At 70.8% G+C, this 13,059-nt stretch carries 10 protein-coding genes; 6 read left to right on the plus strand and 4 right to left on the minus strand.

Going from position 1 to position 13,059, the window contains the following annotated elements; genetic code table 11:
• The first annotated feature begins 150 nt into the window (after positions 1-150).
• The 5 genes from OG410_RS09890 (at position 151) to OG410_RS09910 (ending at position 8,288) form a co-directional block, all read left to right on the plus strand.
• A complete protein-coding gene (locus OG410_RS09890; RefSeq protein ID WP_443063731.1) occupies positions 151-1,179 on the plus strand; it encodes a glycoside hydrolase family 11 protein in 1,029 nt (342 codons plus the stop codon).
• 38 nt (positions 1,180-1,217) lie between these two features.
• Positions 1,218-2,225, plus strand: coding sequence for a polysaccharide deacetylase family protein (locus OG410_RS09895; RefSeq protein WP_329298772.1), 1,008 nt, complete (start codon positions 1,218-1,220; stop codon positions 2,223-2,225).
• 328 nt (positions 2,226-2,553) lie between these two features.
• Complete coding sequence (locus OG410_RS09900) at positions 2,554-6,429, plus strand: Pls/PosA family non-ribosomal peptide synthetase (protein ID WP_329298773.1); 3,876 nt, start codon at positions 2,554-2,556, stop codon at positions 6,427-6,429.
• Positions 6,430-6,502: 73 nt separating this feature from the next.
• Positions 6,503-7,909: a M1 family metallopeptidase gene (locus OG410_RS09905; protein WP_329298774.1), complete on the plus strand. Its 1,407-nt coding sequence runs from the start codon at positions 6,503-6,505 to the stop codon at positions 7,907-7,909.
• A 4-nt stretch (positions 7,910-7,913) separates the two neighbouring features.
• Positions 7,914-8,288, plus strand: coding sequence for a YchJ family protein (locus tag OG410_RS09910; protein WP_329298775.1), 375 nt, complete (start codon positions 7,914-7,916; stop codon positions 8,286-8,288).
• 26 nt (positions 8,289-8,314) lie between these two features.
• Here the strand turns inward: OG410_RS09910 and OG410_RS09915 are convergent, their stop codons facing one another.
• Together OG410_RS09915 and OG410_RS09920 are read right to left on the minus strand one after the other, a co-directional pair.
• Positions 8,315-9,016, minus strand: a complete 702-nt coding sequence (locus OG410_RS09915; protein WP_329298776.1) for a FadR/GntR family transcriptional regulator — start codon at positions 9,014-9,016, stop codon at positions 8,315-8,317.
• A 143-nt stretch (positions 9,017-9,159) separates the two neighbouring features.
• Positions 9,160-10,788: a transposase gene (locus tag OG410_RS09920; RefSeq protein ID WP_329298777.1), complete on the minus strand. Its 1,629-nt coding sequence runs from the start codon at positions 10,786-10,788 to the stop codon at positions 9,160-9,162.
• A 166-nt stretch (positions 10,789-10,954) separates the two neighbouring features.
• Here OG410_RS09920 and OG410_RS09925 point away from each other — a divergent pair, with 166 nt between their 5' ends.
• Positions 10,955-11,473, plus strand: a complete 519-nt coding sequence (locus OG410_RS09925) for a gluconokinase (RefSeq protein WP_329298778.1) — start codon at positions 10,955-10,957, stop codon at positions 11,471-11,473.
• Between the two features lie 109 nt (positions 11,474-11,582).
• Here the strand turns inward: OG410_RS09925 and OG410_RS09930 are convergent, their stop codons facing one another.
• The gene (locus OG410_RS09930) at positions 11,583-12,218 is read right to left on the minus strand and encodes a cytochrome b/b6 domain-containing protein (RefSeq protein WP_329298779.1); all 636 of its coding nucleotides are present in this window, start codon (positions 12,216-12,218) and stop codon (positions 11,583-11,585) included.
• Complete coding sequence (locus OG410_RS09935) at positions 12,202-12,891, minus strand: molybdopterin-dependent oxidoreductase (protein ID WP_329304075.1); 690 nt, start codon at positions 12,889-12,891, stop codon at positions 12,202-12,204. Before OG410_RS09935 ends, OG410_RS09930 begins: the two co-directional genes overlap by 17 nt.
• Positions 12,892-13,059 lie beyond the last annotated feature (168 nt).

A 13,059-nucleotide genomic window follows, 5' to 3' on the forward strand; every position in this document is an offset into this window, starting at 1 on the left:
TGAGCAGGGATAACGCCACTCATCGACATTGCCATCTCCGACGAATGTTTCGGCTTGAGTGTCGAAAGTATTGACAGTTGACAGGGCCGGTTCAAAACTGTCGGCGATTCACAGCGCGCCACCTCACGAGAACGAGGAGGAAACACGCACATGATCGACGCACCCGCACCCCCTCCGGGCCGCCGCGGCGGCCGCTCAGGGGCGTTCCGTCACCTCAGGCTGCTCATCAGCGGTGTCTGCACCATGCTGCTCGTCGCCGTGGCCGCCATGACGCTGCCCGGCACCGCCCAGGCCGACACGGTCGTCACCTCGAACCAGACCGGCACCGACAACGGGTACTACTACTCGTTCTGGACCGACAGCAGCGGCACGGTGTCCATGAACCTGGGCTCCGGCGGCAACTACAGCACCTCGTGGAGCAACACCGGGAACTTCGTCGCCGGCAAGGGCTGGAGCAACGGCGGACGCAGGAGTGTGACCTACTCGGGCACCTTCAACCCGTCCGGCAACGCCTATCTGGCCCTCTACGGGTGGACGTCCAATCCGCTCGTCGAGTACTACATCGTCGACAACTGGGGCACCTACCGGCCCACGGGAACGTTCAAAGGCACGGTCACCAGCGACGGTGGCACGTACGACATCTACAGGACGACACGGACGAACGCGCCGTCCGTCGAGGGAACCCGCACCTTCGACCAGTACTGGAGCGTCCGGCAGTCGAAGCGGACGGGCGGGACCATCACCACCGGCAACCACTTCGACGCCTGGGCCCGCGCCGGAATGAGCCTGGGCAGCTTCAACTACTACATGATCCTCGCCACCGAGGGTTATCAGAGCAGCGGGAACTCCAACATCACGGTGGGCGACGCGGGATCGGGCGGCGGAACCGGGGGCGGCTCCGGCGGCGGAACCGGCGGGTGCGCGGCGGCCCTGTCCGCGGGCCAGCAGTGGAACGACCGCTACAACCTCAACGTCGCCGTCACCGGATCGAGCAACTGGACCGTGACGATGAACGTGCCCGCCCCGGCGAAGATCCTCTCGACCTGGAACATCAGCGCCAGTTACCCCAGCGCCCAGGTCCTGACGGCCAAACCCAACGGCAGCGGCAACACCTTCGGCGTCACCATCCAGACCAACGGCAACTGGACCTGGCCCACGGTCTCCTGCACCACGAGCTGAGCCCTCCCCCCACCCCCGAGGCCGAAGGACCACTTCGCATGACCTTCCGCACGAGAATCCGGACGGCGTCCGGACGACTTCGCTCGTTACGCTCGCTGATCACGGGGCTGGCCGTCGTCGCGACGGCCGTCGCGAGCCCCCTCGCCCTCGACGCCGGAGCCGCGCACGCCGCCACCTGCAACGGGTACGTCGGACTCACTTTCGACGACGGGCCGTCCAGCACCACGTCGACCCTGCTCAACGCCCTCAAGCAGAACGGGCTGCGGGCCACGATGTTCAACGAGGGCCAGTACGCGGCGTCCAACCCCGCGCAGGTACGGGCCCAGGTCGACGCCGGCATGTGGGTGGGCAACCACAGCTACACCCACCCGCACCTCGTCCAGCAGAGCCAGGCGCAGATCGACTCGGAGATCTCCCGGACCCAGCAGGCCATCTCCGGCGCCGACGGCGGCACGCCGAAACTGTTCCGTCCGCCGTACGGAGAGACCAACACGACGGTGAAGGCGGTCGAGGCCAAGTACGGGCTGACCGAGATCATCTGGGACGTCGACTCGCAGGACTGGAACGGCGCGAGCACCGACGCGATCGTCCAGGCGGCCGGCCGGCTCACCAACGGCCAGATCATCCTCATGCACGACTGGCCGGCCAACACGATCGCCGCGATCCCGCGCATCGCGCAGGGACTGGCCGCCCGCGGCCTGTGCGCCGGGATGATCTCCCCGGGGACCGGCCGTGCCGTGGCACCCGACAGCGGCGGCTCAGGTGACGGCGGTGGCGGTGGCGGCTGCACCGCGACGCTGTCCGCGGGCCAGCAGTGGAGCGACCGCTACAACCTCAACGTCGCCGTCACCGGATCGAGCAACTGGACCGTGACGATGAACGTGCCCGCGCCCGAGAAGATCATCGCCACCTGGAACATCACGGCCGCCTACCCCAGTGCCCAGGTCCTGACGGCCAAACCCAACGGCAACGGCAACACCTTCGGCGTCACCGTTCAGACCAACGGCACGTGGACGTGGCCGACGGTCTCCTGCACCACGAGCTGACCCGGCGGGACCGCACCGAGGAACGGCGTCACCCGGCACGGCGGGCGAGGGCCCCGATCATCGGATCGGGGCCCTCGCTCGCTGTGTTCACGGCGTCACGGAAAGATGTGGGGCAGATCTCGTCACGTTGACATATTCCCACGTCACAGTGTTGGAGGAGGGGGCGGGAAGCCCCCCTCGGGGACGCCTCGCATCGCTGATCCGCAGGTCCGAAGCTAGCGTCGTACTAAAATTGCAGGCTTGTTCGGAGCTGGACCGGAATATCCCCAGGCGTACCTGCGGGCCCACCGGCTCCCCGGAGTATCCGGGAACAACACGTGAGGACCCGATGGCAGCCCTCCAGCAAGGCCCCGCAGTCGCGTTGTCCGACGACGAGGTGCGTGCGGAGTTCGGTGACCAGGCGCGCTTCTCCGCCGCGTCGGCCGCCTCGCCGCGCACGCTCGTCGACATCTTCGACGCCTCCGTACGGGCGTACCCCGACGAGCCCGCTCTCGACGACGGCCGGCGCGCCCTCACCTACCGCGCCCTGGCCGCCGAGGTCGAGGCCGTCCGGTGGCGGCTCGCGGAGGCCGGGGTCGGACTGGGTGACCGGGTCGGCGTGCGGGTCCCGTCCGGTACGAACGAGCTGTACGTGGCGATCCTCGCCGTCCTCGCGGCCGGGGCCGCCTATGTCCCGGTGGACGCCGAGGACCCGGACGAACGGGCCGAGCTGGTGTTCGGCGAGGCCGGCGTGCGGGCGGTCGTCGGCGCGGAGCTCGAGCTGACCGTCGACGGACGCTCGGAGATTCCCGCCGGGCGGCCCGGTGTCGAGCACGACGCGTGGATCATCTTCACCTCCGGTTCCACCGGCAGGCCCAAGGGCGTCGCCGTGAGCCACCGCAGCGCCGCCGCCTTCGTCGACGCGGAGGCCGACCTCTTCCTGACCGAGGAGCCGATCGGCCCCGGTGACCGGGTCATGGCGGGCCTCTCCGTCGCCTTCGACGCCTCCTGCGAGGAGATGTGGCTGGCATGGCGGTACGGGGCCTGTCTGGTGCCCGTACCGCGCTCACAGGTGCGCAGCGGCGCCGACCTCGGGCCCTGGCTGGCGGAGCAGGACATCTCCGTCGTCTCCACCGTGCCCACGCTCGCCGCCCTGTGGGAGCCGGAGACCCTCAACGACGTCCGGCTGCTGATCTTCGGCGGTGAGGCCTGCCCGCCCGAGCTGACGCAGCGCCTGGTGACCGAGGGCCGGGAGGTCTGGAACACGTACGGACCGACCGAGGCGACGGTCGTGGCCTGTGCCTCGCTGCTGACCGGCGACGAGCCCATCCGTATCGGGCTGCCGCTCAACGGCTGGGAGCTGGCGGTCGTCGACGAGGCCGGCGAGCTGGTGCCGATGGGCGGCACCGGCCAGCTGGTGATCGGCGGGGTCGGGCTCGCCCGCTACCTCGACGCCGAGAAGGACGCCGAGAAGTACGCGCCGCTCGCCTCGCTGGGCTGGGAGCGGGCGTACCGCAGCGGCGACCTGGTCACGGCCGAACCCGAGGGGCTGATCTTCCTCGGGCGGGCCGACGAGCAGATCAAGCTCGGCGGACGCCGCATCGAGCTCGGCGAGGTGGACGCGGCGCTCCAGGCGCTGCCCGGTGTCGCGGGGGCCGCCGCCGCCGTGCGGACCGCGCGCGGCGGCAATCAGCTCCTCGTCGGCTATGTCGTCACCCAGGACGGCTGGGACCAGGCGGCCGCCGTCGAGAAGCTGCGCGCCGAGCTGCCCGCAGCGCTGGTGCCGCTGATCGCGCCGGTCGAGGACCTGCCGACCCGGACGTCCGGCAAGGTCGACCGGAACGCGCTGCCCTGGCCGCTGGAGGGTCTGGAGACCGGTGGTGCCAAGGAGCAGCTGTACGGCACCGAGGCCTGGCTCGCCGAGCAGTGGAGCGAGGTGCTGGGCATCCCCGTCGGCGGAGCCGGCGACGACTTCTTCGCGATCGGCGGCAGCAGTCTCGCGGCCGCCCAGCTCACCACGAAGCTGCGCGCCCGTTACCCGAACGCCGCCGTGCTCGACATCTATCAGCAGCCCGTGCTGCGCAAGCTGGCCCGGCATCTGGAGAAGTCCGGCCAGGACGACGGTGCCGAGCGGATCGTCGCGCCGGTCCCGCTGCGCGCCAAGCTGGTCCAGCTGCTCGTGCTGATCCCGCTGTTCAGCCTGCTCGGGCTGCGCTGGACGGTGGCGCTGGCCGCGCTCGGCAACGTACTGCACTGGTTCGGCCCGTATCCGTGGGCGCCGGGCACCTCGTGGTGGCTGGTGGGCGCCGGTGCGCTGGTTCTCTACAGCCCGCCGGGGCGGCTCGCCGTCGCGGCGGGCGGCGCGCGGCTGCTGCTGCGCGGTGTGAGGCCCGGACGGTACCCGCGCGGTGGGAGTGTCCATCTGCGGCTGTGGACGGCCGAGCGGCTCGCCGGTTTCAGCGGCGCGACCTCGCTGACCGGGTCCTGGCTGGAGCGGTACGCCCGTGCGCTGGGCGCCAGGGTCGGCCCGGACGTGGATCTGCACTCGCTGCCGCCGGTGACCGGCATGCTCAAGATGGGCCGGGGTGCCGCCGTCGGGTCCGAGGTGGACCTGTCGGGGTACTGGCTGGACGGCGACCGGCTGGAGATCGGCCCGGTGAAGGTGGGCGCCGGTGCCGTGGTCGGGACGCGCAGCATCCTCTTCCCGGGGGCCCGGGTGGGCAAGCACGCCGAGGTGGCGCCGGGCTCCGCAGTGGCGGGCCAGATTCCGACCGGGCAGCGCTGGGCCGGGGCGCCCGCGGTCAAGCTCGGCAAGGCGAAGCACGCGTGGCCCAAGGACCGGCCGCAGCGCGGCACGTACTGGCGGGTGATGTACGGCGCGACCGGGCTCGCACTGAGCGCGCTGCCCGTGCTGGCCGCCGTCCCGGCGCTGCTGGTGGCCCGGGTGTTCGTGAGCGCGGACGCCGGGCTCGGTGCGGCGCTGCGCGGTGCCGGGATCGCCCTGGTGCCGGCGACGCTCGCGTTCGGTCTCGCGTACGCGCTGCTGCTCCTGATCGCCGTACGGCTGCTGAGTCTCGGGCTGGACGAGGGCACGCATCCCACGCACAGCCGGATCGGCTGGCAGGCCTGGACGGTCACGCAGTTGATGGACCTCTCCCGGGAGACGCTGTTCCCACTGTACGCGGGGCTGATCACGCCGGTGTGGCTGCGGCTGCTCGGCATGCGGATCGGCCGGGGCGCCGAGGTGTCGACCGTTCTCGCGCTGCCGAGTCTGACGACGGTCGGCGAGGGCGCGTTCCTCGCCGACGACACGCTGACGGCGCCGTACGAGCTCGGGGGCGGCTGGATGCGCATCGGGCGGGCCGAGATCGGCCGCCGGGCCTTCCTCGGCAATTCCGGGATGACCGCTCCCGGCCGCAGTGTGCCGGACGGCGGTCTGGTCGGTGTGCTGTCGGCGACGCCGAAGAAGGCGAAGAAGGGCAGCTCCTATCTGGGGCTGCCGCCGATGAAGCTGCCGCGTGCGGCGCAGGGCGGCGATCAGAGCCGTACCTACGACCCGCCCGCCCGGCTGCTGTGGGCGCGCGGTCTGGTGGAGCTGTGCCGGCTGGTGCCGGTGTTCTGTTCGGCGGCGCTGGCCGTGCTGACGGTCGCCGCGCTGTGTGCGCTGGGGCCGTGGGCGTGGGCGTTCTCGGGGGCCGTGCTGCTCGCGGTGGGCGTGCTCGCAGGCCTCGTCTCCATCGTGGCGAAGTGGCTGCTGGTGGGCCGGCACCGTGCCGGTGAGCACCCGCTGTGGAGCGGTTTCGTGTGGCGCAACGAGCTGGCCGACACGTTCGTGGAGGTCGTCGCGGTGCCGTGGCTGGCGGGATCCGTGCCGGGTACTCCGCTGATGACGGCGTGGCTGCGCGGCCTGGGCGCCCGGATCGGCCGGGGCACGTGGGTCGAGAGCTACTGGCTGCCCGAGACGGACCTCGTGACGCTCGGGGACGCGGTCACGGTCAACCGGGGCTGTGTCCTGCAGACCCACCTCTTCCACGACCGGATCTTGCGGACGGATACTGTGGTCCTCCGTGAGGGCGCAACTTTGGGTCCGGGCGGAATCGTCCTGCCCGGCAGCACCGTCGGGGCCCGCTCCACTCTGGGTCCCGCGTCGCTCGTGATGGCGGCGGAGTCCGTTCCCGACGACACCCGCTGGCTGGGCAATCCGATCGAGGCCTGGCGTTCGTAGCAGACTTGACCTGATCGGACACGAAGGGCGGTACAGCGGCACGTCGAGCACAGGGCAGGGAGCAGTCGCAGCGGTGAGCGTTCAGCAGACAGCGGGACCGGACCCCTATTTCCCGGCGAACGGAGATCCCCGTTACCGGGTGCACCGGTACGAGCTGGCGCTGGACTACCGCCCCGGCCCGAACCGGCTCTCCGGCACCGCGCGGATCAACGCCATAGCGGGCCGTTCCGCGCTGCCCGAGTTCCAGCTGAACCTGGCGGACTTCCGGATCGGCCGGGTCCGTGTCGACGGCAAGGCCCCGCACTACACGCACCGGGGCGGCAGGCTGCGTATCCGTCCGCCGAAGCCGATACGGGCCGGCGCCGCCTTCACCGTCGAGGTGCACTGGTCGGGCAACCCCAAGCCGGTCAACAGCCCCTGGGGCGGGATCGGCTGGGAGGAGCTGGAGGACGGGGCGCTGGTGGCGAGCCAGCCGATCGGTTCGCCGTCCTGGTATCCGTGCAACGACCGGCCGGCCGACAAGGCCGCGTACCAGATCTCGGTCACCACGCCGTCCGCGTACGCGGTGGTGGCCGGCGGGCGTCTGCTGACGCGGACGACGAAGGCGTCGACGACCACCTGGGTGTACGAGCAGTCGGCGCCGACCTCCAGCTATCTGGTGGGCCTGTCGATAGGCAAGTACCAGACGGTGCTGCTCGGCGACCCGGGCCTCGGGGGCGTACCGCAGTCCGGGCACCTGCCCGCGCAGCTGCTCCCGGAGTTCTCCCGGGACTTCGCGCGGCAGCCCGCGATGATGGAGCTGTTCCAGGGCCTCTTCGGGCCGTATCCCTTCGGCGAGTACGCGGTGGTGGTGACCGAGGAGGAGCTCGACGTCCCGGTCGAGGCGCAGGGTCTGTCGCTGTTCGGCGCCAACCATCTGGACGGGTCGCGGGGTTCGGAGCGGCTGATCGCGCACGAGCTGGCGCACCAGTGGTTCGGCAACAGCGTGACGATCGCGGACTGGCGGCACATCTGGCTGAACGAGGGGCTCGCGAAGTACGCCGAGTGGCTGTGGTCGGAGCGCTCCGGCGGCCGCCCGGCGCGTCAGCTGGCCGCCGCCGCGCACCGGAAGCTGTCCACGCTGCCGCAGGATCTGCTGCTGTCCGACCCGGGCCGCAAGCTGATGTTCGACGACCGGCTCTACGAGCGCGGCGGGCTCACCGTGCACGCGATCCGCTGCGCGATGGGCGACGAGGCCTTCTTCCGCATGCTGCGCGGCTGGGCGACGCTGCACCGGGGCGGCACGGTCACCACGTCCGTCTTCACCGCGCACGTCTCGCGCTACGCGGCCGAGCCGCTGGACGAGCTCTTCACGGCGTGGCTGTACGAGACGGCGCTGCCACCGTTGCCGGAGGCGGCCCCGCAGTTTCCCGCCCGGCCCGCCCATCCGCCGACCTTTCCGCCCCCGAGCACGGACCCGGCCCGGGTCCGGGGAGAATGACGCGATGACCAGCCGTTCCTGTCCCTGCGGGCTCGCCGAGCCGTACGCGCGCTGCTGCGGGCGCTTCCATCGCGGTGAGGCCGCGGCGCCGAGCGCCGAGGCGCTGATGCGGTCGCGTTACTGCGCCTTCGTCAAGGAGGACGAGGGGTATCTGCTGGTGACCTGGCATCCGCGGACGCGGCCGGCCCGGGTGGACTTCGATCCCGGGATGCGGTGGACCGGCCTGGAGATCCTGGACACGGGTCAGGGTTCGGCGTTCCACACCACGGGGACCGTGACCTTCCGGGCCTCCTACCGGGGCGGTTCGCTGCACGAGCGGAGCCGGTTCGAGCGGGTGGACGGGGCCTGGGTGTACGTGGACGGGGAGTTCCTCGACTGACCCGGACCGGCCCCGGGGTGCTCCGGTCAGGGGGCCAGGACGTCCAGTTCCTGGAGCGCGCCGACCGTGATCTCGCGGGTGAGCTTCTCGGCGCGGACGGCGTCGCCCTCGCGGACGGCCTCGGCGAGCTGGACGTGCAGGGTGACGGCGGCGGGGTCGGGGTCCTCGAACATGACCTCGTGATGGGTGCGGCCGGACAGGACCTCCGCGACGACGTCTCCGAGGCGGGCGAACATCTCGTTGCCCGACGCCCTGAGAATCACCCGGTGGAAGGCGACGTCGTGGACGAGATACCCCTCCAGCTGGTGTCCGCGTGAGGTGGCGACCATGCCGAGCGCGCACTCGGTGAGCTCCGCGCACTGCTCCGCGGTGGCGTGCCGGGCGGCCAGTCCCGCGGCGACGGGTTCGATCGCCGAGCGCAGGACGGTGAGGGAACGCAGCTGGTGGGGACGGTCGGCGCCGGCCAGTCGCCAGCGGATGACCTGGGGATCGTAGACGTTCCACTCGGACTTGGGACGGACCGTCACGCCCACGCGGCGGCGGGACTCGACCAGGTACATGGATTCGAGCACCCGGACCGCCTCGCGCATCACGGAGCGTGACACCTCGAAGCGCTGTGCGAGTTCGTCGGTGCGCAGCACGCTGCCCGGCGGGTAGTCGCCCGCCGTGATCGCCGGTCCGAGGGTCTCCAGTACGTGTCCGTGCAGGCCCCGGCCCCGTGTGCTCATGGGGTCAGGGTACGAGGCATACACCACGAATAAAAAGTCAGACTTATATGTCACATACTCTTGAATTCGTCGTACCTAATGCGTTTCAGTATCGTCGGTATCAGATGTCGACGAAGACGCGATGCAGCACAGTCCCACCGTTCCTATGGGCTGAGCGGGAGTGAGTCCTGTTGCCAGAACCCATGCTCAGTCGAACGCCCCGGACGGTGTTGGGCGTTCTGGTTGCCCGTGTTCGCTCCGCGTCCGGGCGGCACGGATCGTGTCCGTGGTCCGGGAATGCGGGGGCGGGGTCCCTCACGCCGTGGAGTGTCCGGTTCGGCCTGGACGGTCCGATGCCCGTGCCCATCGCTCTGGTGGGTACGGGGCGGTGCCGTCCGACGCCTGATCGGATGCCCCAGGGCGCGCCTTCCGATGGCCACGGCGGCAGCGTCGTGGCGGGTGGTGGTGCGTCTGCTGGTGGTGAGGGGTTTCTGCCAGTGCTGGGCGCCCCAGCGGGAGGTGTAGGCGGGATCGACCGCGACCAGCGGGATGCCGAGTTCGGTGGCCATGGACACCAGGCGGGCGCGCAGCCGGGCGACGGGCATGCCGGAGATCAGCTTGCGGAAGTGTTTGCGGTGGCCGTGTTTCTCCCGGCTGGTCTCGGCGGTGAAGTCGAGGTCTTCGACGGCGATCGCGAGGTGGTGCCGTCTGACCCAGTGCAGGAGGCGGGTGAGGGCGTGGCGTACCTGGGCGTCGCGGTGCTGTGTGGTGCCGGACAGGATGTAGTCGAAGCGGCACGGGGCGCCGACCGGGTTGCCATGCTGGTCCAACCGCCAGGCCGCCAGGTGATCGGCGTTGGTGTCCACGCCGATCAGGCCACCGGCCCGCACAGCCGCCAGGGGCACGTTGGGGACAGGTGGGATGGTCCAGGAAGCGGTCAAATACCAGCGGGCTCGGCCGGTGTCCTCGTGGATGCGGTAGGCCACTGCCCGGTTGGCGTGGACGCGGTCGCGCCATGTCTCGCCCCGGTGGGCGAACGACACCCGCGCGGTGAAGACGTAGCGGCCGTGCGGGGCGTTGGCGAGATGGGCAAGCGGGGCCGGGAGCCGGATGCTGACCTGCCCGTCGGGGTTGACCCGGAGGGTCTCGTTGCCGTACCGCTTGCCGGACTCGCCGTCCGCCTGCAAAAACCGGCGTGCCGCCTCCCACCGGGCTCGCCATACCGGCTCGGTAAGCTGGGCCTGTTCCAGATGGTGGCGAGAATTGAGCAGTCGTTTCCCGCCCCGCACCACCCGCACCCGACCGGCCGCCCAGTCGGCCCGCGCCCGCTCCAGCCGGTCCTCCAGCACCCGCAGCCGACGCGCCTTGGCGTGCCACTCCCGCCGACTCCGGTAACCACCACCAGCGCGCCTCGAACCCTTCCCTCCGAGGGGGAGCGACAGCCGGTGCCGGATCGTCCGCACGCCGGTTTCCAACTGCTGAATATGCGCCTGCTGGCTACGCCTGGCCAGCGCCCACTGATCATGCGCGGCCTTCGTCAGCGACCCCGCCCACCGTGACGACGACTCCTCCGTCAGGACACGCTTACGCGACGCCCACCCCTCGTTGTCGTGCTTCAGACCGGCCGTACACCGTGCTTTGAGATCCCGGGACGCCAGCGAACCCAGGTGGTCGCCGACCAGCTGCAGCACCGACTCGTCCTCGACGGTGAGGCCCTTGAGCCGATCCCGGACCGCGACACCCGACGGACCGGGCACCACGAACGATGCCCCCACCACCCGCAACCCACTCACCCCCGGTCCGAAGATCCCGTCACCACAGCCAACGACCAGCTATACATAAAGGTCACGCATGCGAAACAAGAACTCTCGTTCAGTTTCCGGACCCGGCATGGACGCAAGCCGCCGACACTCAAGCACCCGCACCAAAACACCCTCATACACACCCTAGGAGCAGCAGTTGCCGACCCCCTTTGTCGTCGTGGTCATGGGTGTCGCGGGCACCGGAAAGACCACCATCGGCCCGCTGCTCGCGGCCCGGCTCGGCGTGCCGTACGCCGAGGGCGACGACTTCCACCCGCAGGCGAACATCGCCAAGATGACGGCCGGGACGCCGCTGACCGACGACGACCGGTGGCCGTGGCTGGACGCCATCGGGCGCTGGGCGCACGACCGGGCCGGGCTCGGCGGTGTGGTCAGCGGCTCGGCGCTCAAGCGCGCCTACCGGGACCGGCTGCGGGCGGCGGCGCCCGGGATCGTCTTCGTCCATCTGACCGGTACCCGTGAACTCATCGAAGACCGGATGTCGCACCGCACGGGGCACTTCATGCCTACAGTGCTCCTGGACTCGCAGTTCGCCACGCTCCAGCCGCTGACGGCGGACGAGGCGGGCGTCGAGGTGGACGTGTCCGGCGACCCCGCCGAGATCACCGAGCGGGCCGTGACTGCGCTCGACGACCTCACACCGCCACGGATGTGACACCCTCCTCTGCCGCGCCCTGTATCGGCCTTCACCGCCATCGTCGGCCTGCCGGAGTGCCAAATCGACCGTCTCTGGCCGATGGGCCGATCGGCCCGTCAGCCTCTGCTCACGGCCGCCACAGCGGATGTTCGCGGTCCGCCCACACCCGGCTCACCAATCCCGTGCGCAGGCCCCGCCGCGCCTCCGGGTCGCCCAGCGCCATACCGATGTGGCCCGCGAGGACGATGCCGACGGTGAGGGCCAGCCAGTCGTGGACGAAGGTCGCCGAGGTGCGCCACATCAGCGGGGCGAGGTGGGTGAACCACATCAGCAGACCGGTGCCCAGCATCACCAGGGTCGCCCCCGCGATCCAGGCCGCGTAGATCTTCTGCCCCGCGTTGAACTTGCCCGCCGGACGGGACTCCGGGTCCTTGTCTCGGCGCAGTGCCGCCCGCAGCCACACCCGGTCGTGCGGGCCGAAGCGGTTCAGGAAACCCAGGTCGCGGCGGAACGCCCGGGAGACGAGGCCCGCGAGGACCGGGACCGGCAGCATCAGACCGGCCCATTCGTGGACGCGGACGACGAGTTCGCGGCGGCCGACGAGTTCGGCGAACTGAGGGATGTACAGACAGGCCGCGGTGGCCACGCACACGCCCATCAGCGCGCCGGTGACCCGGTGCACCCAGTGCTCGGCCCGGGTGAAGCGCCGTACGCGGGAGGAGTGCACGGCTCCGGCCGGCGACGCGTCAGCTCGTGGGTTCATCGTCGCGTCCGTTCGAACGGCCGACCCAGGCGTCGACGTCGTACCCCCGGTCCTCCCAGTACCCGGGACGGACGTCCTCGGTGACGGTGATGCCGGAGAGCCACTTGGCGGATTTGTAGAAGTACATCGGGGCCACATAGAGACGGACGGGACCGCCGTGGTTGTGGCCGACGGGCTTGTCCTGCATGCGCAGGGCCACCAGGACGTCCGGGCGCCGGGCCTGGCGCATGGTGAGGCTCTCCGTGTACGTCCCGTCGAAGCAGGTGAAGCGGATGGCGCCGGCCGAGTGGTGCACCCCGGCGGCGTCCAGGAGATGCGACAGGCGTACGCCCTCGAAGGGGGTGCTCGGAACCCGCCAGCCGGTGACGCACTGGACGTCGTGCACCAGCCGGGTCTGGGGCAGGGCGCGCAGGTCGGCGAGGGTGTAGCTGGTGGGTCGGTCGACCAGTCCGTCGACGGTGAGACGGTAGTTCGTCTCGTTCTTGTGGGGGACGGACGCCGCCACCGAGTAGTAGCGGAAGCCGCCGCCGTTGGGCAAGAGCCCCGTCAGGCCGGTGGGGTCCTTCTGGGAGGCACCGGCGAGGAAGGCGTCCATCGCGCGCTGGAGCGTGGGCGCGGTCACCAGGCCGAGGGCGCCGAGTCCGAGCGTGCCGAGCAGCACCCGGCGGCCGATGGGCCTGCCGCGCTCTCCGGACGCCTCGTGTTCCTCGTGTTCCTCGCGTCCCGTACGGACCTCACCGGCCTCGCGGACTTCACGGTCGTCGCGAGCCTCGAGTTCCTCGCGGTCTTCCGGTTCCCGTGGTTCGGGGCGTTCCGGCTCGCGGGGCTCCGGCCGCTCGGG

The sequence above is a fragment of the Streptomyces sp. NBC_00659 genome, from assembly GCF_036226925.1.
GTDB lineage: Bacteria > Actinomycetota > Actinomycetes > Streptomycetales > Streptomycetaceae > Streptomyces.

Bases quoted from the DNA above. Each gene is read 5' to 3' on its own strand.
- OG410_RS09895 (WP_329298772.1), top strand. From the start codon at position 1,218: ATGACCTTCCGCACGAGAATCCGGACGGCGTCCGGACGACTTCGCTCG.
- OG410_RS09910 (WP_329298775.1), top strand. From the start codon at position 7,914: ATGACCAGCCGTTCCTGTCCCTGCGGGCTCGCCGAGCCGTACGCGCGC.
- OG410_RS09915 (WP_329298776.1), bottom strand. From the start codon at position 9,016: ATGAGCACACGGGGCCGGGGCCTGCACGGACACGTACTGGAGACCCTC.
- OG410_RS09930 (WP_329298779.1), bottom strand. From the start codon at position 12,218: ATGAACCCACGAGCTGACGCGTCGCCGGCCGGAGCCGTGCACTCCTCC.
- OG410_RS09900 (WP_329298773.1), top strand. From the start codon at position 2,554: ATGGCAGCCCTCCAGCAAGGCCCCGCAGTCGCGTTGTCCGACGACGAG.
- OG410_RS09890 (WP_443063731.1), top strand. From the start codon at position 151: ATGATCGACGCACCCGCACCCCCTCCGGGCCGCCGCGGCGGCCGCTCA.